At 43.3% G+C, this 23,251-nt stretch carries 26 protein-coding genes; 13 read left to right on the top strand and 13 right to left on the bottom strand.

Annotated features, from left to right (window positions below):
* Positions 1-82: 82 nt before the first annotated feature.
* The 6 genes from LKO26_RS10635 to LKO26_RS10610 all read left to right on the top strand — a co-directional run bounded on the left by LKO26_RS10635 (position 83) and on the right by LKO26_RS10610 (position 5,395).
* Positions 83-931, top strand: coding sequence for an alcohol dehydrogenase catalytic domain-containing protein (locus LKO26_RS10635; protein WP_227587844.1), 849 nt, complete (start codon positions 83-85; stop codon positions 929-931).
* On the top strand, positions 931-1,122 hold the full coding sequence (locus LKO26_RS10630; protein WP_227587843.1) for a hypothetical protein: 192 nt from the start codon (positions 931-933) through the stop codon (positions 1,120-1,122). Before LKO26_RS10635 ends, LKO26_RS10630 begins: the two co-directional genes overlap by 1 nt.
* A 450-nt stretch (positions 1,123-1,572) precedes the next feature.
* A complete protein-coding gene (locus LKO26_RS10625; RefSeq protein WP_227587842.1) occupies positions 1,573-2,418 on the top strand; it encodes a DUF2911 domain-containing protein in 846 nt (281 codons plus the stop codon).
* Positions 2,419-2,934: 516 nt separating this feature from the next.
* Positions 2,935-3,465, top strand: a complete 531-nt coding sequence (locus LKO26_RS10620) for a YceI family protein (protein WP_227587841.1) — start codon at positions 2,935-2,937, stop codon at positions 3,463-3,465.
* A 29-nt stretch (positions 3,466-3,494) separates the two neighbouring features.
* Complete coding sequence (locus tag LKO26_RS10615) at positions 3,495-4,829, top strand: hypothetical protein (protein ID WP_227587840.1); 1,335 nt, start codon at positions 3,495-3,497, stop codon at positions 4,827-4,829.
* A 65-nt stretch (positions 4,830-4,894) separates the two neighbouring features.
* Positions 4,895-5,395, top strand: coding sequence for a hypothetical protein (locus LKO26_RS10610; RefSeq protein WP_227587839.1), 501 nt, complete (start codon positions 4,895-4,897; stop codon positions 5,393-5,395).
* Between the two features lie 21 nt (positions 5,396-5,416).
* Here LKO26_RS10610 and LKO26_RS10605 read toward each other — a convergent pair whose 3' ends face one another.
* A complete protein-coding gene (locus LKO26_RS10605) occupies positions 5,417-6,094 on the bottom strand; it encodes a TIGR02117 family protein (protein WP_227587838.1) in 678 nt (225 codons plus the stop codon).
* A 357-nt stretch (positions 6,095-6,451) separates the two neighbouring features.
* Positions 6,452-7,384, bottom strand: coding sequence for a tRNA epoxyqueuosine(34) reductase QueG (gene queG / locus LKO26_RS10600; protein WP_227587837.1), 933 nt, complete (start codon positions 7,382-7,384; stop codon positions 6,452-6,454).
* A 65-nt stretch (positions 7,385-7,449) separates the two neighbouring features.
* Between queG and LKO26_RS10595 the strand changes: the two genes are divergently transcribed.
* Positions 7,450-7,740 carry a rhodanese-like domain-containing protein gene (locus LKO26_RS10595; RefSeq protein WP_227587836.1) on the top strand — a complete coding sequence of 97 codons (291 nt, stop codon included), beginning with the start codon at positions 7,450-7,452 and terminating at the stop codon, positions 7,738-7,740.
* 57 nt (positions 7,741-7,797) lie between these two features.
* Here the strand turns inward: LKO26_RS10595 and LKO26_RS10590 are convergent, their stop codons facing one another.
* The 5 genes from LKO26_RS10590 to mutY all read right to left on the bottom strand — a co-directional run bounded on the left by LKO26_RS10590 (position 7,798) and on the right by mutY (position 12,892).
* Positions 7,798-8,736, bottom strand: coding sequence for an NAD(P)H-dependent flavin oxidoreductase (locus LKO26_RS10590; RefSeq protein ID WP_227587835.1), 939 nt, complete (start codon positions 8,734-8,736; stop codon positions 7,798-7,800).
* Between the two features lie 83 nt (positions 8,737-8,819).
* Positions 8,820-10,187 (bottom strand): peptidylprolyl isomerase, encoded by a 1,368-nt coding sequence (locus LKO26_RS10585; protein WP_227587834.1) that lies wholly within the window; start codon positions 10,185-10,187, stop codon positions 8,820-8,822.
* A 100-nt stretch (positions 10,188-10,287) separates the two neighbouring features.
* Complete coding sequence (locus LKO26_RS10580; protein ID WP_227587833.1) at positions 10,288-11,208, bottom strand: PfkB family carbohydrate kinase; 921 nt, start codon at positions 11,206-11,208, stop codon at positions 10,288-10,290.
* 44 nt (positions 11,209-11,252) lie between these two features.
* Positions 11,253-11,810 (bottom strand): gliding motility lipoprotein GldD, encoded by a 558-nt coding sequence (gene gldD / locus LKO26_RS10575; RefSeq protein WP_227588201.1) that lies wholly within the window; start codon positions 11,808-11,810, stop codon positions 11,253-11,255.
* A gap of 47 nt (positions 11,811-11,857) precedes the next feature.
* Positions 11,858-12,892, bottom strand: coding sequence for an A/G-specific adenine glycosylase (gene mutY / locus LKO26_RS10570; protein ID WP_227587832.1), 1,035 nt, complete (start codon positions 12,890-12,892; stop codon positions 11,858-11,860).
* Positions 12,893-12,939: 47 nt separating this feature from the next.
* Here mutY and LKO26_RS10565 point away from each other — a divergent pair, with 47 nt between their 5' ends.
* From LKO26_RS10565 to LKO26_RS10540, 6 genes are all read left to right on the top strand, one after another.
* Entirely contained in the window at positions 12,940-13,236 is a 297-nt protein-coding gene (locus tag LKO26_RS10565; protein WP_227587831.1) for an HU family DNA-binding protein, read from the top strand.
* A 302-nt stretch (positions 13,237-13,538) separates the two neighbouring features.
* A complete protein-coding gene (locus tag LKO26_RS10560) occupies positions 13,539-15,098 on the top strand; it encodes a ribonuclease E/G (protein ID WP_227587830.1) in 1,560 nt (519 codons plus the stop codon).
* A 183-nt stretch (positions 15,099-15,281) separates the two neighbouring features.
* Positions 15,282-15,911: an NUDIX hydrolase gene (locus LKO26_RS10555; protein ID WP_227587829.1), complete on the top strand. Its 630-nt coding sequence runs from the start codon at positions 15,282-15,284 to the stop codon at positions 15,909-15,911.
* A 27-nt stretch (positions 15,912-15,938) separates the two neighbouring features.
* Positions 15,939-16,742, top strand: a complete 804-nt coding sequence (locus LKO26_RS10550) for a lysophospholipid acyltransferase family protein (RefSeq protein ID WP_227587828.1) — start codon at positions 15,939-15,941, stop codon at positions 16,740-16,742.
* 2 nt (positions 16,743-16,744) lie between these two features.
* Positions 16,745-17,185 (top strand): hypothetical protein, encoded by a 441-nt coding sequence (locus tag LKO26_RS10545; protein ID WP_227587827.1) that lies wholly within the window; start codon positions 16,745-16,747, stop codon positions 17,183-17,185.
* Between the two features lie 5 nt (positions 17,186-17,190).
* The gene (locus LKO26_RS10540; RefSeq protein ID WP_227587826.1) at positions 17,191-17,733 is read left to right on the top strand and encodes a hypothetical protein; all 543 of its coding nucleotides are present in this window, start codon (positions 17,191-17,193) and stop codon (positions 17,731-17,733) included.
* Positions 17,734-17,818: 85 nt separating this feature from the next.
* Here the strand turns inward: LKO26_RS10540 and LKO26_RS10535 are convergent, their stop codons facing one another.
* The 6 genes from LKO26_RS10535 to LKO26_RS10510 all read right to left on the bottom strand — a co-directional run bounded on the left by LKO26_RS10535 (position 17,819) and on the right by LKO26_RS10510 (position 23,246).
* Positions 17,819-18,202, bottom strand: coding sequence for a septal ring lytic transglycosylase RlpA family protein (locus LKO26_RS10535; RefSeq protein ID WP_227587825.1), 384 nt, complete (start codon positions 18,200-18,202; stop codon positions 17,819-17,821).
* Between the two features lie 333 nt (positions 18,203-18,535).
* Positions 18,536-19,837 carry a 30S ribosomal protein S12 methylthiotransferase RimO gene (gene rimO, locus LKO26_RS10530; protein WP_227587824.1) on the bottom strand — a complete coding sequence of 434 codons (1,302 nt, stop codon included), beginning with the start codon at positions 19,835-19,837 and terminating at the stop codon, positions 18,536-18,538.
* Between the two features lie 185 nt (positions 19,838-20,022).
* The gene (gene rfbC / locus LKO26_RS10525; RefSeq protein ID WP_227587823.1) at positions 20,023-20,568 is read right to left on the bottom strand and encodes a dTDP-4-dehydrorhamnose 3,5-epimerase; all 546 of its coding nucleotides are present in this window, start codon (positions 20,566-20,568) and stop codon (positions 20,023-20,025) included.
* A complete protein-coding gene (locus LKO26_RS10520; protein ID WP_227587822.1) occupies positions 20,543-21,535 on the bottom strand; it encodes an MraY family glycosyltransferase in 993 nt (330 codons plus the stop codon). Before LKO26_RS10520 ends, rfbC begins: the two co-directional genes overlap by 26 nt.
* Positions 21,535-22,434 carry an NAD-dependent epimerase/dehydratase family protein gene (locus LKO26_RS10515; RefSeq protein WP_227587821.1) on the bottom strand — a complete coding sequence of 300 codons (900 nt, stop codon included), beginning with the start codon at positions 22,432-22,434 and terminating at the stop codon, positions 21,535-21,537. The genes LKO26_RS10520 and LKO26_RS10515 overlap by 1 nt, the downstream gene beginning before the upstream one ends.
* Positions 22,431-23,246 carry a glycosyltransferase gene (locus LKO26_RS10510; RefSeq protein ID WP_227587820.1) on the bottom strand — a complete coding sequence of 272 codons (816 nt, stop codon included), beginning with the start codon at positions 23,244-23,246 and terminating at the stop codon, positions 22,431-22,433. The genes LKO26_RS10515 and LKO26_RS10510 overlap by 4 nt, the downstream gene beginning before the upstream one ends.
* Between the last annotated feature and the right edge of the window lie 5 nt (positions 23,247-23,251).

Genomic DNA, 23,251 nt, shown 5'->3' with positions numbered 1-23,251 from the left:
ACAACATTTCAAACATATCTAACAAGATTTACCTGAATCGTTTTTTAGTACATTTTTGCTCTTTTTTTTCAACCAAATTTTTATGTATTCCGGCGGTGTACCCCAGGCACGTCCCATAGTAATGGGCCACGAATTCATGGGTATCGTAGAAGAAACAGGTCCGGATGTTCACCATTTGAAGAGAGGCGACCGCGTAGTGGTTCCCTTCCCTATAGCGTGCGGCGGATGTTATTTCTGCGAGCACGACCTGCCCGTGGCCTGCGAAAACTCCAATCCGAAAATGTATGGTCCCGAGGGGGGCATTCTTACTGAGAAAGGGGGCGGACTTTTCGGATACAGTGATTTGTATGGTGGTTACGATGGCGGACAGGCACAATATGTGCGGGTTCCCTATGCCCAACACGGACCCCGAAAAGTACCGGATTCCCTGACCGATGAGCAGGTATTATTCCTCACCGATATTTTCCCCACCGGCTATACAGGCGTAATGTGGGGTCAACTGAAACCGGGTGAAACCGTGGCCATTTTTGGTGCCGGACCTGTAGGTGTCATGGCTGCCAAAAGTGCTGTATTGCATGATGCCGGCCAGATTATTGTGATTGATACCCTGCAATACCGGCTGGATAAAGTGAAAAAGCAAACCGGCTGTGAAACCATTCTCTGGACCGATGCTCCAGAAACCGGAGAGCGCATCCGAGAACTTACAGATGGCCGCGGTGCAGATTTATGCATTGATGCAGTAGGCTTTGAGCCTGACCGTAATTTTATGGACCGTGTAAAAGCCACCGTGAATTTTGAGAAAGGCTCCATCAAAGTGCTGGATGCATGTTTCAGTGCTGCGCGCAGAGGCGGCCGGATCAGTATTCTGGGGGGGTGTACCCGGTACACTATGATAATTTCAGGCTGGGTCAGATATTTGACAAAGGACTGATGATCAGGGCCGGGCAGGTGCCGGTGCATAACATTATTGATCAATTGCTGGGTTATGTGGAAGCAGGCCGGGTAACGCTGGAAGATGTCATTACCCACCGGATGCCGCTGACCGAGGTGAGCAGGGCGTATGAAATATTTGATAAAAAAGAAGGCGGTTGCGTGAAGGTGGTTCTGGATCCATGGAGCTAAGTCTCAGCACATTCCACAAATGGCTTTACGCCATACAAATGGTAGCGCATGGTACCGGTTTACAAGACGCTAATGACTTACGAAGAACCAACAAGCCTGTGCTGCGAAAGCATCACTTAACAAGGCAAATAATAAGTTTACCATTCCGTAACAGTTCAGGGAAATTACAAACCTGGCGGCCGGGGGAAGCTTGCTTGCTCCGGCTGCTTTTCTGCACACGCTCTGCGTCTGAAAAATTACAGGACGCGAGCATAGTCCGGATGCGAGCGGCTACCCCGCACAGCGTGCCAGGGAATCGGGCGGCGGACAAGCTGGAGGAGTAATAGCGGGCAGCCGGGTAGTAACGCCGGATAAAGTACAAAACGTGTACTCCTAAAAATAAAAATCAGGCACCTGGAGTTTCCGCACACGAAGAAAAATTGTATTTTAGACGTTTGAAATAAACCCTTTATGAAAAAATTACTGACTCTTTTAAGCATAGTGGCCGTTACCATCTGGGCCGACGCACAAGTAAAAATTCCAGCGGCTTCCGTGGCAGCCGAATATGAGGTAAATGTAGGACTTACCGAATTTGACCTGGAATACAGCCGGCCTAATGTGAACGGCCGGAAGATTTTCGGCGGGCTGATTCCGTACGGAGAAATGTGGCGCACCGGGGCCAACAAAAACTCAACCATACAGTTCAGCGATGATATTGTAATAGACGGACAAACCGTAAAGGCCGGAAAATACGCCATCTACACCAAGCCAGGTCCAAACAACTGGGAAATCTTTTTTTACAGCGACAACGAAAACTGGGGTCTGCCCGAGAAGTGGGACGATGCGAAAGTCGTTATGAAAACAAAAGCTAAAGTCCACCAATTGCCTATGAGTGTGGAATCGTTTTCCATTTCCATAGACGAGATTAAAAATGATGAGGCCAAGCTGAATTTTCTGTGGAGCGATGTTTATGCAGAAGTAAAAATGAAGGTACCTACTGACCGTAAAGTGCAGGCATCCATAGACGCAGCTCTGCGCAACCAGCCGAAACCGGAAGATTATATGGCTGCAGCCAATTATTATTTCACTACCGGCAAAGACATTCAGCAGGCTAAGAAATGGATTGATTTGGGAATAAAGGACATCAAAGAGCCCAAGTTCTGGCAACTCCGCCAGCAAGCCCTTATTTACGCCAAAGCCGGTCACCAAAAAGAAGCCATCTCACTGGCGAGGAAATCGTTGGAAGCAGCAAAAAAGGCAGGCAATACCGATTATATTAAGATGAACGAAGACTCCATCAAAGAATGGAGTAAATAAACCACTGACCTGAAATCATGAACCGTCCCAAAAGCTTGCTTTCGGGGCGGTTGTATTTAATGGAATAAGTAAACATTCCTGTCCTGCCGCGACTCAGCAAAACCATATGCTGCACATATGAATCAGAATACTGTATTTAATACCAATATGTTAAGTCCCCGAAATTATGATATTTCAAAAAAACTATCCATTCTATATGAATCCATCCAAATAATATAGCGATTTTGGAATAAATTAATGGAAAATGAGTACTGATTTTCATCATAATGACTTCCGTCATGTTTCCATTTAATGCAATAATATCCATGGTGATTTACTGAAATAAATATCAGAATGGAATTTCATATAAAAAAACTCAATAATAATTATTTATTAATATGTAATTAATAATTAATTAACATAGTTTGATATATATCATATATTAAACAACTGTAATTATTGACAAATATTTAAAAAAGGATGTACATTTGTATAAGAAAAATGAATCGAAATAATAACAATTTAATATTAGAAATCATGAGAAATTTCAGAACATTCAAAATCGCATTGGTAGCTTTAGGATTAATTGGAGGTTTAGCATCTGCGCAGAGCATTGCGGCCAAAACAGTAAAAGTTACCGTAGAAGGCACTTCTCCTATGCATGACTGGAACATGAATGCCAGTTCAGGATCTTTCAGCGGAACCGTGAGTGGCAACAGCATTAACAATGTGAAATTCACCATGCCTGCTAAAAACCTGAAGAGTACAAAGGGTAAAATAATGGACAATAAAGCATATGCAACCCTGAAGGCAGACAAAAACGCCAACATCAGTTTTACAGCGACTTCCGTAAATATAGGAAAAGGGAATATGGCCGGCAGACTGACCATTGCAGGAGTGACCAAGAATGTTTCCATTCCGGTTAATGTAGTAAAAAGCGGAGCTGCTTACACCATTACCGCAGTAGAAAAAATGAAATTGTCTGATTACGGTATGGAAAGACCCGGCTTCATGGGTGTAAAAACAGGTGATGCAATTACCGTAACGGTAAACGTAGTGGCACAATAACTTAATATAGACATTAAAAAAATAGAAAAATGAAAACTTCAATCTTAAAATCATCAGTTTTAGCGTTCCTTATTACCGGAGGTGCCCTTATGGCACAGGAAGACGCTACCCCATCTATGCGCGACTACCTGGCGCCAGAAAAATCTCAGCGTAATATCTTTGAAGACCCGAAAGGTGAATCGCCGGCGTATGACGGTGTAAAAGTATCCGTAGGAGGTGACTTCGCACTGCAGTTCCAGTCTCTGGATCACACTACCGAAGCAGCATCACTGGGAAATGTAGGTGCAACCACTACGCCCAACACGCTGATAAAAATGGGAAGTGACTTCAACCTGCCTACGGCCAACCTGGATGTAAATGCGTACCTGGCAAAAGGTGTAAAGTTACATTTAAGAACCTACCTGTCTGCCCGTCACCATAACGAAGCGTGGGTAAAAGGAGGTTACCTGCAGATTGATGATCTGGATTTCATTAAAGACGGATTTGCCGCAGACATCATGAAGCACGCCCGTGTGAAAGTGGGTATGGACGAGATTAACTACGGGGATTATCACTTCAGAAGAACCGATAACGCAGAAGCCATCAACAACCCGTTCGTAGGAAACTTCATCATGGACAATTTCTCTACAGAGGCATTTGGGGAAGCGTATGTATTCTATAACGGATTCATCGGGATGCTGGGTATCTCTAACGGTAAACTGAACCAGACGGCCGTAAAAGGAGAAAACTACAACTCACCGTCTGTGTATGCCAAACTGGGCTGGGACAAGCAACTGAACCCTGATCTGAGAGTACGTCTTACAGGATCTTTCATTCAGACTAACGGACTGAGTACCGGTGGCTATCTGTACAACTCAGACAGAGCAGGATCCAGATACTACTACGTACTGCTGACTCAGAACGATGCTATGGGAACTTCCAATTATGCAACCGGAAGATTCAACCCAGGCTTCAAAAAAATGAAAGCGGTTCAGATTAACCCGTTTGTCAAATACCAGGGACTTGAATTCTTCGGAGCCATAGAGCACGTAAGCGGTAACAAAGCCAGCGGCATGAACATGAGAGACACAGATGGTAACTATACGCAGCTTGCAGCAGAGTTACTGTACAGATTCGGCGGAAAAGAGCAGTTCTATGTAGGCGGACGTTACAACACCATCAGCGGTAAAGATGACGAAACTGCAGACGAAAGAAAAATTGACCGTTTCAATATTGGTGGCGGATACTATATGACTAAAAACATCCTGGCCAAGATTGAATATGTGAACCAAAAATACAACAACAGCCCGGTATGGGGTGCAACCAGTGCACTGCAGGGAGGCGAGTTCAAAGGCTTAATGATTGAAGCAACCATAGGTTTCTAATTATTAAATTCAATTTTTCATGAGGAAAGGGACCTGTATTGAGTCCCTTTCTTTATCTTTATGCTATGAAAAAAATAATAATTCTTCCGTTCCTCGTCCTCTTCAGCCTTGGGTTTTCGCAGGAAAATATGGTTGAAATATTAGGCAAAACAAATGTGAATTCATTTAAATGCACCAATTCACAAATCAGCAAACCCGGCGGAAGCTTCCGAACCGAAACCCAGCTGCCCGTGATCCAGCTGAAAGTCACCGACTTCGACTGCCACAACCGGATGATGACCAATGACTTTCGCAAGATTCTGAAGGCAGACCAGCATCCTTATTTCAGCGTCAGGTTCATCAAATTCACAAAAGCCAGCGGAAACGCATACGATGCCATCGTGGAAGTAAAAATCATGAACAAAAAACGTTTCTACACTCTGAACCTGCACGAAAGCAAGGGGGTGCTGAGCGGTTTACAGACAGTACGTTTCAGTGATTTTGGCATTGTACCGCCCCGCAGAATGGGTGGTGCCGTAGTGGTGAGGGATCACCTGGAACTGAATTTGCGGCTGAATCATTTCTAATTCTCCCCGCACCTGGCCCGACTATCTGTAATGGCGGAAAATCCCGAAATCCGTAGGAGTCCACAGTGCCGCTTTCTGTCCGGCAACTTTTAACCCGTCATTGGTCCAGGTATTACAGGTATAGAGAAAGCTGTAACTGCCTTTGGCATCATAGAACACATCATTACGACCATAGACGGCCTCTGTTTCTATAAAAACAGGTTTCCCGGCTGCATCGCGGTCAAACTTATCTTTAATAAAAGCCACGAGATTGCGGTACTGTGTTTCTGTGAGCATGATTTTCCGGCAATCATCCCCCACGGTCATTTTTTCATAAAATGTACAGTGCAAAGCAGACTCGCTCATCCAGAAAGCTGCACGCAATGCAGTTCCCGGTTGCAGTTCTGCCCATGTAGGCGTTTCCAGATAGAACCCTTTGTCGCCCCAGCCTATTGCAAGGTAATTGAAATCTGTGCGTTTGGACAGCGTATGATCAAAAGAAACCTCGGCAGACCAGTCCATGATGTCGTTTTTCACAGGCATCACCAGATCCGTATGAACGCCATTGGTCAGAATATACAGTTCTATCACAGCAGGTTCATTGGTTTCTTCGGCTTGCACCGGAATGAGCGGCAACATAAGGCCGCATATCACATACAGTACTACCAACCCCAGCAAAACACCAACAGCCTTTATAATACGCATCAGAAATTTTATCATGCGGCAAACTTAATAAAAAGTTAACTTCAAAAAAGTTGAATGTATGATTTTTTTTCCTAAATTTATTAGCACAAAGATTACATTTTATGCAAAAGAAATCCAAATCTCAGAAAAGATTCAAATTCCGGGTAAAAGTAGCCCCGAAAAGAAACCAAAAAAGATATTGATTTTCATGGAACGCTTTCTGTTCTGAAAATCATTTTTTATTTGTAACCCATTCACATTCTGTCCATAAGCCTTTTCCGCCGAAAAGACTCACCACAACAACCCTCTCTGAAACCGGGAATTCATCATGGCAAAGTACCGGATTTCTTTCGGTGCCCATTGTCTGAAACTCCAGGCAGCTTCCTTTCCAAATCACTTTGACAAAAATTCAACATTCCTTTTCAGACCGGCAAATTTGGTCCGCTTTACGGGAGATTTGCGGAATATTTCTGAGAACAGTTCCTGACTCAACTCCTGCCAGTCTTTCCGGGTAAAAGATTTCAGCCTTGAGTCCGGGCGAAATTTTTCCTGCTGATGCGGACTTGCAAAACGATTCCAGGGACATACATCCTGGCAGATATCACATCCGAACATCCAGTCTTCCATCTTGTTGCGGAAATGGTCCGGAATTTCATCCTTCAGCTCAATCGTGGCGTAGGAAATACATTTGCTGCCATCAATCAGTCTTTCATTTACAATAGCATCTGTGGGACAAGCATCGATACACGCGCGGCAGGTTCCGCAGTGATCGGTAACCGGCTGGTCTTCTGCCAAGTCCAGATCGCAGATGATTTCTGCCAAAAAATAAAAAGAGCCATTTTGTTTGGTAATGAGATTGGCATTTTTGCCTACCCAGCCAATGCCCGATTTACGGCCCCAGCTCCGCTCCAGCACGGGAGCAGAATCTGTAAATACCCTACAATCAAAGTCCCCGATTTCATCTTTCAGCTCTGCCACCATCTCCACCAGAATTTCTTTAATGATTTCATGATAGTCCTTGCCGTATGCGTATTTTGATATTTTAAAACCCTCCTCAAAACTCAGTTGCTCTTCCGGAAAATAATTATAAGACAAGGAAATGACCGATTTTGCACCCGGCACCAGCAATGCAGGATCCAGGCGTTTGTCAAAGTAATCTTCCATGTACTTCATCTGTCCGTGATAGTCCTTCTTCAGCCAGTTTTCCAGTGGTTGCGCATCCTCTTCCAGAAAGCCTGCTCTGGAGATGCCACAATTCTGAAAACCAAACTTCTGAGCTTTGGTCTTGATGAGTGCGGCGTACTTTTCTGCGTGTGACTTCAACATATGATTGCAAAACTAACATTATTTCATAAATTTGTCTCATTAACAAAAATCAAACTTCAGAAAAAATGAAAACTCTGGAAGAAATACTGAAAGACGGCCACTACGCACTGATTGATGTGCGCGAGCCTATGGAACTGATGATGGACGGCGAAATAGAAGGTGCTGCCAATATACCGCTGGGAGAAGTGGAAGAAAGACAGGAAGAAATCCTGAGCATCGATAAGCCGGTCATTCTTTTCTGCCGAAGCGGCAACAGAAGCGGCAAGGCACTGGAATACCTGCAGAGCCAGGGGCTTGAAAACGGTTACAACGGTGGTGGCTGGGCTGAACTGAAGAACACCCTGCAAAACATTTAGAATTAAATCCCGCAGCCATGGCTGCGGGATTCTTTATCTTATTTCGATCTGCTGATTCTAAAACTCACTGTAAGTTGCCTCATGAAATTCTTTCAGGAGGTTGCGGAACACCTGCTCTACCGGGAGCACTTCATCTATGAGTGCAGCCACCTGCCCTATTTCCAGTTCGCCCTGCTGCAGATCCCCTTCGAACATGCCCCGCTTGGCTCTTGCCCGACCCAACACTTCCTTCAGAGCTGCTGCATCCCGCCCGCTGTCGTACAATTTTTCCAGTTCATGGAAAAATTCATTCTTCACCATTCTCACGGGTGCCAGTTCTTTCAGGGTAAGGTGGGTATCGCCCTCGCTCAGCGTTGTAATTTTTTGCTTCCAGTCTGCATGGGAACTCGCTTCTGAAGTAGCCGCAAACCGGGATCCGATCTGCACGCCGTCTGCACCCAGAATCATGGCTGCTTTCATCTGCGAACCCAGTGCGATACCACCGGCGGCAATAAGTGGGGTGGAAATATGCTTTTTAACATTGGGGATTAACACCATGGTGGTGGTTTCGTCCCGTCCGTTGTGCCCTCCGGCTTCGAAACCCTCAGCCACAATAGCATCCACGCCGGCCTCTTCGCATTTTATTGCAAATTTCGTAGAGGAAACCACGTGCCCCACCTTCAAACCTTCTTTCTGCAGAGTTTCGGTGTAGGTTTTAGGATTTCCGGCAGAGGTAAAAACGATTTTCACCCCTTCCTCCAGGATGATGTTGATGATTTCTTCCAGATTGGGATACAGCATGGGTACATTAACCCCAAAAGGCTGATCTGTGGCCGCTTTACATTTCTGAATATTTTCCCGCAGCACATCCGGATACATGCTGCCAGCGCCTATGAGCCCGAGCCCGCCACAGCGTGACACCGCTGAAGCCAGCCGCCAGCCGGAGTGCCAAATCATTCCTCCCTGAATCACAGGATACTTTATCTGAAACAACTGCGTAATTCTGTTTGAAGCCATACAAGTCTAATTTTCTGCTAAAATAGTGAATTCAGCAGTGATTATGGGTATAAAAAAGCCTCCGGATGCGGAGGCTGAATAAATTATTTACTTAAAACTGATTTTTGAAGATCCGGATCAAACTGGCAGTTTGAGTAACGGTTGTCTATGGATAAAAAGATATTTGGAATTCTTTGTTTTACCCATTTCTCTACCATTTCGTTACGCTTTTTGTTCAGAGCCATTTGCTTGATACGGTCGTAGTCGGTTTCTATGGTAAGCTGATGCGCAGGGATTACCTCTTCTACTTTTACGATGCTTACCGATTTTTTACGGTTCAATTCATCTTCGAAAACCTCTGTAATGTCGCCTTTGTTCAAGCCAATAATCTGATATCCCAGTGTAGGCGGCAGATTTATTTTTTCCATTTTATCAGAACCTTCATTATCGGTCAGGATACCGGCATTGAATTTTGTTCTTTTATCATCCGAGTATTTATAAGCCGCTTCTTTAAAAGTAATTTTACCGTTTGAAATATCGGTTCGGATTTTATCCAGATCGCGGCGAGCCGTTTCAATTTCCTCGGCAGTAGGAGTCGCCATAATGAGTATATGGCGTGCATCGTATATTTTCCCGGCCTTTCTTTCCAACTGAATAATGTGGAACCCGAATTCAGATTCTACCGGATCGGAAATTTCACCTTCCTGCAGGTTCAGTGCAGCAGCTTCAAAAGGTTTCACCATCTGGCCTTTGGAAATATTTTTAATGAGGCCTCCGGCAGCGGCAGAACCCGGATCTTCAGAGTAAATCCGTGCCTGGCTGTCAAAGCTTTCGCCGTTCAGAATGTCCTGTTTTATTTTCTTCAGCCGGTCTATGATTTCCTGTTTATGGGCATCTGTAAGTTTCGGATGGATACTGATCTGTGCCAGGGTTACTTCATCTCTTACCTCCGGCAGTTCCAGACGGTACATGTTGTAGAAATCGGTCACTTCATTTGGAGTAACATCCGCTTTATCTGTGATGCTCATGTATTTTGCCTGTCCGTAGTACTGGTCACTGTCTATTTTTTCTATGGCACTTCTCATTTCGAAACCGGTACGGAATTTATAGGCGGCGAGCATGGTTTTTTCATCCGGAAACTGCGCCATAATCTGGTTGTACTTCAGTTGCGCATTTTCTTTGATGGCTGCCGAGCGGTTTTCAATCAGGGTATCTCTTTTGGCTTCGTACACAATAATTTTATTGGTCAGAATACTCTCTATCACCTGGCATTTATCGGTCATCTGACCTTGTCCCTGTTGTGCGGCATAGTTCATTTGCTCCGCAATATCTGACTCCAGGATGATTTCATCCCCAATTACTGCTGCAATTCCATCTACCAGTTTTCCTTTTTCCAGTTGTGCAAATGCAGTCACGGAAAAAAATGTAAAGAAAACGCCCAACAGAAAGGAAAATTTCAATTTGTGTGTCATATCTATTAAATCAATCTGCAAATTTAGAATTCTTCGCGGATTACGCTTCATATTTTATTATAATAATTTCTTAATTTTTAACGCTTCGGGGAGCGGTTTCTCAGATCTCTACTTCAAAAGTAGTCAGTTCCTTGAACTCCTGAATTCTGCCTGCCAGTTCGGCTTCAGAAATCTCCTGCAGACGTTCTGTCCCGAATTTTTCTACGGTAAAAGATGCCAGAGCAGAGCCGGCAATCAGTGCAGATTTCATGGTATCAAAGTCAAATTTTTGTTTTTTGGCCAGGTAAGAGGCAAATCCACCAGCAAAGGTATCTCCGGCACCGGTAGGATCAAAAACTTCCTCCAGTGGCATAGCGGGTATAGCAAACACCTTTCCGTCATGAAACAACAGTGCTCCGTGTTCCCCTTTTTTGATGATGACGTATTCCGGTCCCATTTCATGGATTTTCTTTGCTGCTTTTACCAGAGAATACTCTCCGGAAAGTTGTCTGGCCTCCTCATCATTAATGGAAATCACATCCGTTTTTGCGATGGTTAATTTCAGTACATCCATGGCGGTGTCCATCCAGAAATTCATGGTATCCAGAATCACCAGTTTTGGTCGCTGCGGCATATTTTCCAGCACAGAAAGCTGCACACCCGGATGAAGATTTCCCAGCAGCAAAACTTCTGCGTCCTGCATGGATTCTGGGATTACGGGATTAAACTGCTCCAGCACATTCACTTCGGTAACCAGCGTATCGCGGGAGTTCAGGTCATTATGATATTTACCGCTCCAGAAGAATGTCTTTCCTTCTTTCACAATTTCCACGCCGTCCAGATTCACATTTCTGGAGGTCAGCAAATCAAAATATTCCTGCGGAAAATCGCCTCCTACTATGGATACGATTCCTGATTTCACATTCATTAAAGAAGCTGCCAAACTGATGTATGTTGCCGCCCCGCCCAGAATTTTATCGGTTTTTCCAAAAGGGGTTTCTATGGCGTCAAACGCTACACTTCCTACAACTAATAGTTTCATTTATTTCTGAATTTTTTATTGGTTAATGGGATTCATGCCGGCCTTTATTTCCACTCGAAAGTATCTATAAGGTGCATTAAATCTTTTTTTACATAATCTACGGCCGGTCCCAGGGAATCCGGTTTCGGTCTGCTGTTGAAGTACAGGTACCCGGTTACAAAATGGCGGGTACTGTCTGTGATGAAGAACTGAAGATTGGCTGCGCTCTGCCCTTTCAGTTCATAAAAATTACCGTACACGCGGCGCTCGGGATATTCAAAAAACTTGGTATCTATGGAACTGGCCCGTATGGTATGTTCATACACCATTTTTTCTGACTCCTTTACATGTTCTTTAAAATCATTATTCACCGGATAGTACGTAAAAAACACCTTCCCTTTCATTTCCGGATAGTTGATGTAGTACCAGCACGGTTTCTTTTCCGCATCCGTAATCACGGAAAAGTCAGAATATTCAAAGGTAAAAGGACAAGGCCCGTCAAACTGCACATAATTCGGTGCGGGATATTCCAGACGCAGTTCACCGGCAGGTTTCGGCACAGTGTCCTGACCACAGGAAAGCAGGATTGTGCTTAAGAAAATGAAAATGAGTTTTTTAAACATTGGGCAAAAATACGAATTTGATTTCAGATTCCGGTCAGGAGATTCGCTCATATAAAAACCTGTTGTAAATAGTTCTCCAACGGTTTGGGGAATGATTTCCTGTGAGAAGATTCCAGTGTTGCAGTACTGAATCCCTCAATAGTTGCAAAATTCTGAAAATCAATAACATCATCCAGTTCAATATCATGGATGTATATGGTCAGATTTCTATGAGTCAGTTTATGTTTTATAGTGATCACGGGGGTATCTGCGTGCAGCCATTCCGGCGGCACAGCATCGGGAAAGTCATAGAGGTTTTTCCAGATAAAATCATCGCCGCGGCGGCGGATGAGGAATTCTTTCTGATGATGGACGAAATAATAGTTCAGTTCCAGTGCAGAAACCTTCACTTTTCTTGATTTCACAGGAAAATCAGCAGTTTTTCCCAGCGCAAACGCCAGGCAATCCTGCTGAAGCGGACAAATACCACATTCGGGATTCCGTGGCTTGCAGACTTCCGAACCCAGATCCATGACCGCTTCATTAAAACTTCCCGGGTTCTCATCCGGCATCATGCGGAGTGCCAGTTCAGAGAAATAAGAGAACGCTTTTGGCGAAGCGGTATCAAAATCATCGGCAAAAACCCGCGAGAGTACCCGGTAGAAATTACCGTCTACTGCCGGAATTTTTTCACCATAGCAAATACTGACCACTGCTGCAGCGGTGTACTTTCCCACACCTTTCAGTTTCAGGATATCCCGATGATCCTTTGGGAAAACACCATTAAATTCATCCACAATCTGCCGGGCTGCTTTGTGCAGGTTAATGGCCCGGGAGTAATATCCCAGTCCTTTCCAGTAGAGCAAAACCTCGTCCTGATCGGACTCTGCCAGAGATTTCACATCCGGAAAGCGCTGCACGAAACGGTGATAATGATCCAGACCCTGTGAGATTCTGGTTTGCTGAAAAATAATTTCACAGATCCAGATGAAGTATGGATTCCGGGTTTTTCTAAAGGGAAGATCCCTGCCATTGATTTCATACCAGGCGAGCAGTTTGCCACCAAGGTAAAGAAAATCAGGGTTTTGTTTGTAAGTTTTCAAAAATAAGTTTTATATTTGCACACCAAAATTAAAAGAAAAAAAAGAAAATGACAAAGGCAGAATTGGTCAATACCATTTCCAGTAAATTGGGAACCGAGAAGGGTGAAACTCAGAAAGTTGTGGAAGCTTTTATGCATGAAATCAGAAGTGCAATGTACAAAGGCGATAATGTTTATTTGAGAGGATTTGGCTCTTTCATCATCAAAACCAGAGCCGCAAAGACTGGTAGAAACATTTCCAAAAACACTGCAATTGAAATCCCGGCACACAATATCCCGGCTTTCAAGCCTTCCAAAACATTCACAGAAAAGGTAAAAGCTAAAGTAGCTGTAGAGAATAATTAACGAGTAATAATATTTAAAAATTAATTAAAAATGCCAAGCGGAAAGAAAAGAAAAAGACACAAGGTGTCTACGCACAAAAGAAAGAAAAGAAGGAGAGCAAACAGACATAAGAAGAAGAAATCTTAATCTCTTCGTTTTTTTTTAAATAATATACAATATAGTTGGTGTTTTTGTTTTAAAAACGATCACCAGCTATATTTTTGTTTTTAGCCAAAAAGAGAATGTAAACCAACTGATAATCAGTATGAAAACAATCAACTAAAACCAAAAAATTATTTAGAAGAGAACACTGAAATTTTAAAATGAAAAAAGAACTGATTATATCACAGGAAGGCGGGGATACCAAAATTGCCCTGCTGGAAGACGGCCGTCTCTTTGAGCTTCATAAGGAAGAGGGAGACAGTGCCTTCGTTGTAGGAGATCTGTTTATCGGTAAAGTAAAAAAACTGGCGCCTAACCTCAATGCTGCATTTGTAAACATTGGGTATGAAAAGGACGCATTTCTGCACTATCAGGATCTGGGGCCACAGTTCCTCACTTATAAAAAGTTCCTGAAAGACACTGTTTCTAAGAAACAAAAAAACTCATCGCTGAAGAACTTTGACATTCAGCCGGAAATTAACAAACACGGAGTTATAGACAAAGTAACGTCCAAGGATGACAGTGTGATTCTACAGATCACCAAGGAGCCTATTTCTACCAAAGGCCCGCGGATATCCACACAGATTTCCCTCACCGGGCGTTTCCTGGTGCTGATTCCGTTTGATAAAAGTGTTTCCATTTCCAAAAAAATAGCGAGCGCAGAAGAGCGCGAACGCTTACGAACCCTGATAGAAAGTATAAAGCCGGAAGGTTTTGGCGTGATCATCAGGACAGTAGCAGAGGGCAAAAAAGTAGCCGAACTGCATAACGATATGAACCAGCTGGTTCAGAAATGGGAAACTACTTTTAAGAACATCCAGAAAAATAAAGTTCCGGGAAAAATTCTGAGCGAAGAAGACAAAGCATCTGCCATTCTGAGGGATAATTTCAACTCAGATTTCGTATCCATTATCTGTGATGACGAGCAAATGGTAGAAGACATGAAGGCGTACCTGGAAGTCATTGCGCCCGAACGCAAAAACATCGTTCAGTACTATGACAAGCCTACTCCACTACTGGAGTATTACAACGTAGAAAAACAGATGAAACAAAGTTTTGGCAAACATGTGAACATCCCGAGTTCTAAAGGAGCTTACCTGGTAATTGAACATACCGAAGCCCTGCACGTGATTGATGTGAACTCCGGGAACAATATCTCTTCCGGCGGTGCCGGAAACAAAGAACACGCACTGAACGTGAACAAAATGGCAGCCACAGAGATTGCCAGACAACTGAGACTGCGCGATATGGGCGGAATCATTGTTGTAGACTTTATAGACATGGTGAATGCAGAACACCGAAAAGAATTGTACGATCATTTCCGCAGTGAGATGAGCCGTGACAAAGCCAGACATAAAATTTTACCACCGAGTAAATTCGGGCTCATTCAAATCACAAGACAGCGAAACAGACCCGAAAAACAGATAGAAACCAAGGAAGAAAACCCTAATGCCACCGGCGAAATCCTAGCTCCCATCGTAGTTGTAGAACGCATGGAAGAGGTAATCCGGAATATCATTCAAAAAGAAAAGGGAAAAATCTTTCTGCACGTGCACCCGTTTGTAGAAGCCTATTTAACCAAAGGTTTAATGAGCATCCAGATGAAATGGTATCTGAAATACAAAAAATGGGTAACGGTAATTCCAAGAGATTCTTTTAAGTATCTGGAATATAAAATTATAAATGCCAACAAAGAAGAGCTGATGAGTTACTCTAATTAGAAAAGGCAAGATATGTGTAATAAATCTCCCGAGCGTTCCGTGCGGGAGATTTTTTTTTAAACAACCGCTTCAGCCAAAACAAAAAGCCGGGAAAATAAAAAACCGGTTGTATTTCTAAAGCAGAAACAGGAATTTAACTTTCCTTTAGAACAGAATTCAGCGGGTAATGAGTAACTTTGTAAGATGGAATTTTTCGGAAGAGATTTAGTAAAAAAAATACAGGATTCGGAGTTGGAGGGCGAGCTTGCCCACGCCATTTATTCGCCGCCGTATCGTCAACTTTTTACCTATGAAGAAATTTTACAAAAAAATCCCAAATTTGCTGCCGTAAATATTGTGTTATACCGGAAGGAAGACGGGTGGCACTTTCCGCTCATTGTACGCAGCAAGAACGAACGGGACCGCCACAGCGGACAGATTTCACTGCCGGGCGGCAAAAAAGAAGCCACCGACCGGGATTTTGAACATACCGCAAAGCGCGAAACTTCGGAAGAGTTGGGAATAGAAGAACCCTACATCCGCATCATCCGCGAGATGTCTCCCATCTACATCCCGCCCAGCAATTTTTATGTACGGCCTTTTATATCTTATACCAAAAGAAACCCACAGTTTTTTCTGCAGGAATCAGAAGCTGTAGAACTCATAGAGTTTCCGCTGAATTCTATTCTGAACCTCACGGAGCAGCCTCAGATGATGGTATTGCCCAGTTCACAGGGAACAGAAGTACCGGTGATTGATTTTAACGGTTATCTGATCTGGGGAGCAACTTCCATGATCCTGAGCGAGTTCAGCAAATTGATGAAAAAGTTGTAATTTCGCACATTATGTTTACCAGAAAAAATGAAGAAGAAAAGTATTTTTACTGACGCCTTTGGCAATTTATATATCATCAAAAGACTGGTCATTTTTGTGGTGGGTCTTATTTCCTACAGAAGATTTAACGGTTTTAACAAACTGAAAATTACCGGTACAGAAAATCTTGAAAATCTGCCGGACAGCAATGTGCTTTTTGTATCCAATCACCAGACGTATTTTGCAGATGTAGCTGCCATGTACCATGTGTTTTGTGCGGTAAATAATGGTTTTCACAACACCATCAAGAATCCGGTTTATCTGCTGAATCCCAAAGTAGATTTTTACTACGTGGCCGCAGAAGAAACGGTAAACAAAGGTGTTCTGGCCAGAATTTTCAAAATGGCAGGAGCCATTACCGTAAAAAGAACCTGGCGTGCTGAAGGCAAAAATGTGAACCGGAATGTGGATCTGAAAGAGGTAGACAACATCATGAAAGCACTGGATAACGGCTGGGTCATCACCTTCCCTCAGGGAACTACCTCTGCCTTTGCACAGGGAAGACGGGGTACGGCCAAGGTGGTTAAAAACCAGAAACCTATAGTTATTCCCATAAAAATAAACGGCTTTCGCCGTGCGTTTGATAAAAAAGGGCTGCTCATTAAAGTTACCGGTGTAAAGCCTACACTGGAATTCAAAAAGCCTCTGGAAATTGATTATGAAAATGAAAATGCCCAGCAGATTCTGGATAAAATCATGACCGCTATAGAACAAACCCAGGAGTTCAACGTGCTGTACGATTACGAAGAGCAACTGAAGGAAAAAAAACAAGTCGAAAATCAAACAAACTGATCATGAAAAACGCAGTGAAATTACTCCCCATACTACTGCTGTGGATCCTGGCATCCTGCAACAGCCAAAAGGTTTATTCTGACTATGATTACAGCTACTCCAGAAACGGAGGTGTAAATCCGGTGTACGAAAACTTTCTGATAAAAGATGGACACGGGCACTATTCCTATGAAGCCAATGGCAAAAAAACCACCAAAAAAGTGAAGATAAGTACCGCCGACCTTCAAAAGCTGGAGCAGGCACTGACGGCCAATAACTTCCGGATGATTCAGGAAGATTATAAGAAGCTGTACGACCAAGTATCCACCTCTATCCGCGTGAAAAAAGGTGCCAATGCCGCCAGCAAATCAGACGCCAGCCAGATTATGCCGCAAGATCAGGAAAGATGGGATAATGTGGTGCGTGTTTTTCAGGAAATTATGAATTCTAAAACAGGTCAGTAAACATCGTGACAGTCCCTTATCTGCATCAGCACTACCGCAATTCTACCCGGATATTACTTACAGACCCTGCCCTGCAGGAACTTTTTCTCCATATTTTAACCTTTCACGGAAAAGCCACCACCGTAGTATCCAGTGAGGAGTCTGAGGAAACACCAGAAGATTTCGCTATGTTCAGCACGCGGCAAATGGAAGAAGGCGCCTTATTTCAACCCAATATCGTACTCCATTCGTCGGCATTAAGTCCGGAAAGCACTTTACTGCTCAGCAGCATTGTGGGAGGCGGTGTTTTGATTTTTCCCGAGAAGGACAGCACGGTGCTGGAGCACATGGAAGGAATTACCAATTTTTTCCGGAAAATCCCTTATGACAGACCTGATTTTGAGGTAAACGGCAATACACTGACCCTTCATACGGAAATCGGGAGCGTACCTATCCCTTTTCAGGACCCTGCAGTAGCGGAGAATCTGGAAGGCCTGCGTCTGCTTTGTCAGCAGGCAGGATTAATGGAAGAAGAATTTTACGAGGCACTGATGAACTTTAATTCCTGATTTCTGCGCCAGTACAGACACTATTTATATTCATAAAAAATGCCGGCCCACATGGACCGGCATTCTGAATTTTAATTGTAAACTCTTATCCTTCTACAATCTGGTACTCTACAGGCATGGTGCCTCTGTGCAGACTACCAATCTCATCAAACGCTGCTTTGGATAAATCCAGGGCGCGGGATGCATGGAAAGGACCTCTGTCGTTAATGGTAACCACTACACTTTCACCGTTTCTAAGGTTGGTTACTTTCACCTTAGTTCCAAAAGGAAGAGTTCTGTGTGCTGCGGTAAGTTTCGAATTGCTGAACACTTCTCCGCTTGCGGTTTTTCTTCCATTAAACTTGTCGTGGTAATACGACGCATAACTTGTTTTCACCTCATCGTTATCATTGGTACTGGTGTTCTTAAAAGAACTGAGACCAAGAGCTGAAATCATCATTATGATTACGAGAACAAATCTTTTCATCATGTTGAATAATTTTATTGGTTTTTGACGGGGCAAAGGTAAACCGAATCTGTACAGAGCCACAACCCAACCGTTAATATTTCTTAACAAAACGTTAATTTTATGTTAACACCATCGCAAACCCGCTCAAAATAGGGCTTTTAGAAAGTTTGTTAAAAAATGTTAATTTTTAACGATGAATGTTAACATAATTAACGAAGTTTTACATAGTACCTTCTGCTGTACCCCTGCTAAAACCCTCACCATCAGGGATTAGCCAAAAAGAAAAGGCTTTTTTAAACCCCAAAAGCCTCTTTCAATTATTGATAAAAACAAGTGCAGAATTCTGATGATTTGCTACACCAGTTCTCCATACAGGTCAAATTCTTCGGCGGCGGTAATTCTGATGTCTGCAAATTCACCGATGGACAGATACACATCTGTGGCTTCCACCAGCACGGTATTATCTACATCGGGCGAATCAAATTCTGTTCTGCCTACAAAATAGTTGCCTTCTTTGCGGTCAAAGATACAGCGGTACACTTTGCCGATTCTTTCCTGATTTTTCTCCCAGGAAATCTGTGACTGCAGTTCCATAATTTCCTCTACCCGGGCTTCTTTTACCTCCTGCGGCACATCATCTTCCAGCGCATAGGCAGAGGTGTTTTCTTCGTGAGAATAGGTAAAGCATCCCAGTCTGTCAAAACGCTGGGTACGAACCCACTCTTTCAGTTCCTGAAAACGCTCCTCAGTTTCTCCCGGAAAACCAACAATCAGGGTCGTTCTGATGGCCATATCCGGCACTTTCTCCCGGAATTTATCCAGCAAAGCATTGGTTTTTCCGTGTGTAGTTCCCCGTTTCATGGCTTTCAGAATATCGGAATTGATATGCTGCAGGGGGATGTCTATATAATTGCAGACTTTGGGTTCGTTTTTAATAATCTCCAGCACGTCCTCCGGAAAACCTGTAGGAAATGCGTAATGCAAGCGGATCCACTCAATGCCTTCCACTTTTACCAGGCGAAGCAGTAAATCTCCTAACGCCCTTTTTTTGTACAAATCCAGACCGTAATACGTCAGATCCTGAGCAATCAGGATTAACTCTTTCACGCCTTTTGCGGCCAGCTTTTCCGCTTCTGTCACCAGATCTTCTATTGGGGTAGAAATATTTTTACCGCGCATGAGCGGAATGGCACAGAAAGCGCACGGACGGTCACAGCCCTCGGCAATTTTCAGGTATGCATAATGTCTGGGGGTGGTGGTAAGCCGCTCCCCTACCAATTCATGTTTATAATCTGCGCCCAGATGTTTCAGCAGCAGCGGGAGATCCCGGGTACCGAAATACTGATCCACATCGGGAATTTCACGTACCAGATCCGGTTTATATCTTTCAGAAAGGCATCCGGTAACGAAAACCTGTTCTACTTCTCCCCGGTTTTTGGCTTCCACAAAATCCAGAATGGTATTGATGGATTCTTCCTTGGCATTGTCTATAAATCCGCAGGTATTGATGACCACAATATCGCCGCGGTCCTCATGCACCACCTCCTTACCATTGGCCTGCAGCTGCCCCATCAGGACTTCTGAATCGTATACATTTTTGGAACATCCAAGTGTTACAATGTTGATTTTTTTCCGGCCGGTTGATTTTGTTCTCATGAAAGTTGAATGTCTGTTTGCGGGTGCAAATTTAGGAATAAAAAAGGGATTTTCTGATGTAGCAAATCCGGGATATTTCGCGGCTCTAAAATATGCAGATTTATTCTTCCGGACGCCTGTGCAACCGTGATAACATTTGATAGACTGATGAAAAATTGCCGTCTGGAATGCAGATGGCCAACTGATCAGAAATTGCCGCTGGCAAAAGTAGGCTGTACTTTATCTTTCTCTGAAAGGATAACATCTTCGGCGGGGAGTTGCCAGTTGATGTTGAGTTCGGGATCGTTCCACAAAACGCCCCCTTCTGATTCTTTATTATAAAAATTATCACATTTATAGGCAAAAACAGCCGTTTCTGAGAGCACGGAGAATCCGTGTCCGAATCCACGGGGCACATAGAACTGTCTTTTGTTTTCAGCGGTAAGCTCTACTCCGAACCATTGACCGAAGGTAGGCGACTCTCTGCGCAGGTCCACCGCCACATCGTACACCCGGCCCTCCAGGCATGAAACCAGCTTGGCCTGTGCATGTGCTCCTTTTTGCAGGTGCAGGCCACGGAGGACGCCGTAAGAAGATTTCGAGATATTATCCTGCACGAAATGCCCGTTCATGCCGGTAAGTTCTTCAAATTTTCTTTCATTAAACTTTTCGAAGAAATAGCCCCTCTCGTCCTCAAAGAGTACAGGATCTATAATATAACAATCTTTAAGCGGAGTTTCTGAGATGGTCATTGGCAATCCTTTTTTTTAAGTTATACTTCAACAAGACATACAGAGCAGCCGCCGTGATGATGACTGCAGGAATGAGCAGGTAGTCTGAGATTTGCACCTGAATAATCAGGATACTGATTACCAGTTGCAGACCGGCATACAGCGTACTTACAGACAGATGCGGCATATGAAATTTATTGACCAGCAACTGATACAAGTGCTTGCAGTGCGCTTCCATAATATTCTCTCTCAGCCGGATCCGCTCCATGATGGTGACTACCGTTTCTACGCCATAGACGGTGAGGAGTAAGATCCATTTCAATTCGCCGGTTTTCATCATCAGCAGTCCGATGAGCACTACAATCCAGAATGCGATTCCCATACTGCCCACGTCTCCCATAAAGCATTTGGCTTTCTTTCTGAAATTAAAGAAGAGAAAAACGATACTGGCCAGGGCAGGATAAACAATAAAATCTGTATCTGCAAATGAAACGACATACTGATTGATGTACAAAAGAGTCCCCAGGGTTACCAGGCTGTATAAGCCGGAAATCCCGTTGATTCCATCCATAAAATTAAAGGCGTTGAGGATACCGATGATCAGAATCAGCACTACGGGGAGCCACCAGAGAGATATGACCTGGAAAACGCCCAGGAAATACAAGAGGGGAATGACAGAGAGAAACTGGAAAACGAGTCTTATTTTTGAAGAAAGTTGTTTCACATCATCCATAAAACTCACGGTGCACAGCATCATCATCCCGGTGCCCAGGATCAGATAATTCTGAATGAGTGCGGTGCCGAACCACAGTTCATACAAGATGAAAAGAATATAGGCAAACGGGTACAATACCCCACCGCCACGCACTGTAACTACCGAATGTGCACTTCTTTGGTTTGGGGCATCCGTAATATTATAATGGCCGGCGATTCGGAAATATATAAAGGAAAAAATGAGTAATAAAACTGTAACTATACTATATTCCATTAACTTTTAAAACTTTTTATGGTAATCTCTAAACCTTCTTCTGCTGATAAAGGGAGCTGCTCAATTTCCAGCAAATCCTTGATTTTCTGATTACTAACCACATAATTTTCTGTCAGTTTCTGTAATCTTTCAGTGTTCAGAGGCAACCCAAAAACATCTCCGGTTTTGGCAGCGAAAGATATAAGTTTTCGGGGGATTTTCCAAAGTTTTATGGGTCTTTCTGTAATACGCCCTATGATTTGTATGACGGTATTGGTGGAAATAGTCTGGTCATCGGCAAAATGATAAACTCCGGAGGGGACGCCACGGGTCAGCATTTGCTCCAGCAGGGCATTGAGGTTTCCGATGCTTAAAAATGATCTTCGGTTATCAAAGGCGGCCAGTGGCCAGGGAAGTCCCTTTTTCACTACCTGAAAAAGCAGGTTCAGATTTCCCTTGTTTCCCGGTCCGTGAATCATACATGGGCGGATGATGAATAATCTTTTACCTGCGGGCAAGTCCTTACTAAGTAGATATTGCTCGGCAGCCAGTTTCGATTTTCCATATGGAGTTTGCGGATTAGGAATAACATCTTCGGTTAATGCACCAGTTACCTGATCTGCAGCAGCTTTTACGGAACTGAAATAGTAAAATTCCCGCACATTGGAACTCAGAAACCAATCAAAAAGTTCTATGGTCAGATCTCTGTTTACCCGGAAATAGTCTGCCTCATCTGCTGTGTGCTGGGTATCATGTGCTTTACCTGCGAGGTGAATAATGGCATCACTTTCACCATTCAGTCCGTTTTTCCACAACTGATCTCTCATGGAAACACCGTGCACCTGCATGCCTCTGCCCGAGAGATATTCGGCCAGATTGCTTCCTACAAAACCTGATATTCCGGTGATGGTGATGTTCACGAGAATTGGTTAAGTGTTTTTCGATTAATCCTCCTTCTACCTTGGTCACAAATCCAACCCCATTTATTGAAATATGCGATTGCAGATTTCACAAAAATAACAAATAATCTTTTATTCTTATTCGCTCCAGATTCATATCCATGTATCACAGAAACAAGTGGATAATAGATGGTTTTATATTTCATGTGCATTCTTCTGGACAAATCCCAATCTTCAAAATACATGAAAAATCGTTCATCGTAAAATCCAACCTCCTTTAATGCGCTGTTTCTCAACAAAGTAAAACAACCTGACAGTACAGGAGCATTATAAGTAGTTTGCTGCGGCACAAATCTTAATTCATAATTTCTTATAAAATTGTTATATAGAAAGGCTGGCCTGCGCAATTTTCGCATAAGCAGAGCATACGGCGACGGCAACAATTTTGGCAGGTTCTGCACAGATCCATCATTATTAACAATTTTAGGCATCAGCATACCTACATCGTGATGTTCTTCCATATACCTTATCATTTGTTTGATCACATTACTATTAAAACATACATCTGGGTTTATTACGAAATGATACTGACAATCCAGTTCCATGGATCTTCTAATTGCGATATTGTGCCCTGAACCAAATCCGGGATTGCTAGGATTATGAAAATAATCCATTTTATTATGGAGATTAATTTCTTTTAACCTATCTGTTGGAGAATTATCAATTAAGAATATATAGATATCATTTGCATTTATGCTTTTTTCAATACTTTTTATAGTGTCGTTCAGGATTTCTATATTATTTTTATACAGAACAATACTTGCGGAAATCATGATAA

Origin of the sequence: Chryseobacterium sp. MFBS3-17 (assembly GCF_020687745.1) — a bacterium.
Taxonomy (GTDB): domain Bacteria; phylum Bacteroidota; class Bacteroidia; order Flavobacteriales; family Weeksellaceae; genus Marnyiella.
The sequence above is the reverse complement of the archived record's forward strand: the minus strand, read 5'-3'. Positions and strand labels throughout refer to the sequence as shown.

Bases quoted from the DNA above. Each gene is read 5' to 3' on its own strand.
- LKO26_RS10555 (WP_227587829.1), top strand. From the start codon at position 15,282: ATGGAATTTTTCGGAAGAGATTTAGTAAAAAAAATACAGGATTCGGAG.
- gldD (WP_227588201.1), bottom strand. From the start codon at position 11,810: ATGTTTAAAAAACTCATTTTCATTTTCTTAAGCACAATCCTGCTTTCC.
- LKO26_RS10545 (WP_227587827.1), top strand. From the start codon at position 16,745: ATGAAAAACGCAGTGAAATTACTCCCCATACTACTGCTGTGGATCCTG.
- LKO26_RS10535 (WP_227587825.1), bottom strand. From the start codon at position 18,202: ATGATGAAAAGATTTGTTCTCGTAATCATAATGATGATTTCAGCTCTT.
- LKO26_RS10630 (WP_227587843.1), top strand. From the start codon at position 931: ATGATCAGGGCCGGGCAGGTGCCGGTGCATAACATTATTGATCAATTG.
- LKO26_RS10635 (WP_227587844.1), top strand. From the start codon at position 83: ATGTATTCCGGCGGTGTACCCCAGGCACGTCCCATAGTAATGGGCCAC.
- LKO26_RS10560 (WP_227587830.1), top strand. From the start codon at position 13,539: ATGAAAAAAGAACTGATTATATCACAGGAAGGCGGGGATACCAAAATT.
- LKO26_RS10595 (WP_227587836.1), top strand. From the start codon at position 7,450: ATGAAAACTCTGGAAGAAATACTGAAAGACGGCCACTACGCACTGATT.
- LKO26_RS10625 (WP_227587842.1), top strand. From the start codon at position 1,573: ATGAAAAAATTACTGACTCTTTTAAGCATAGTGGCCGTTACCATCTGG.
- LKO26_RS10605 (WP_227587838.1), bottom strand. From the start codon at position 6,094: ATGATAAAATTTCTGATGCGTATTATAAAGGCTGTTGGTGTTTTGCTG.
- LKO26_RS10610 (WP_227587839.1), top strand. From the start codon at position 4,895: ATGAAAAAAATAATAATTCTTCCGTTCCTCGTCCTCTTCAGCCTTGGG.
- LKO26_RS10510 (WP_227587820.1), bottom strand. From the start codon at position 23,246: ATGATTTCCGCAAGTATTGTTCTGTATAAAAATAATATAGAAATCCTG.
- LKO26_RS10620 (WP_227587841.1), top strand. From the start codon at position 2,935: ATGAGAAATTTCAGAACATTCAAAATCGCATTGGTAGCTTTAGGATTA.
- LKO26_RS10580 (WP_227587833.1), bottom strand. From the start codon at position 11,208: ATGAAACTATTAGTTGTAGGAAGTGTAGCGTTTGACGCCATAGAAACC.
- LKO26_RS10615 (WP_227587840.1), top strand. From the start codon at position 3,495: ATGAAAACTTCAATCTTAAAATCATCAGTTTTAGCGTTCCTTATTACC.
- LKO26_RS10550 (WP_227587828.1), top strand. From the start codon at position 15,939: ATGAAGAAGAAAAGTATTTTTACTGACGCCTTTGGCAATTTATATATC.
- LKO26_RS10585 (WP_227587834.1), bottom strand. From the start codon at position 10,187: ATGACACACAAATTGAAATTTTCCTTTCTGTTGGGCGTTTTCTTTACA.
- LKO26_RS10565 (WP_227587831.1), top strand. From the start codon at position 12,940: ATGACAAAGGCAGAATTGGTCAATACCATTTCCAGTAAATTGGGAACC.
- LKO26_RS10520 (WP_227587822.1), bottom strand. From the start codon at position 21,535: ATGGAATATAGTATAGTTACAGTTTTATTACTCATTTTTTCCTTTATA.
- LKO26_RS10590 (WP_227587835.1), bottom strand. From the start codon at position 8,736: ATGGCTTCAAACAGAATTACGCAGTTGTTTCAGATAAAGTATCCTGTG.
- rfbC (WP_227587823.1), bottom strand. From the start codon at position 20,568: ATGACCATCTCAGAAACTCCGCTTAAAGATTGTTATATTATAGATCCT.
- queG (WP_227587837.1), bottom strand. From the start codon at position 7,384: ATGTTGAAGTCACACGCAGAAAAGTACGCCGCACTCATCAAGACCAAA.
- rimO (WP_227587824.1), bottom strand. From the start codon at position 19,837: ATGAGAACAAAATCAACCGGCCGGAAAAAAATCAACATTGTAACACTT.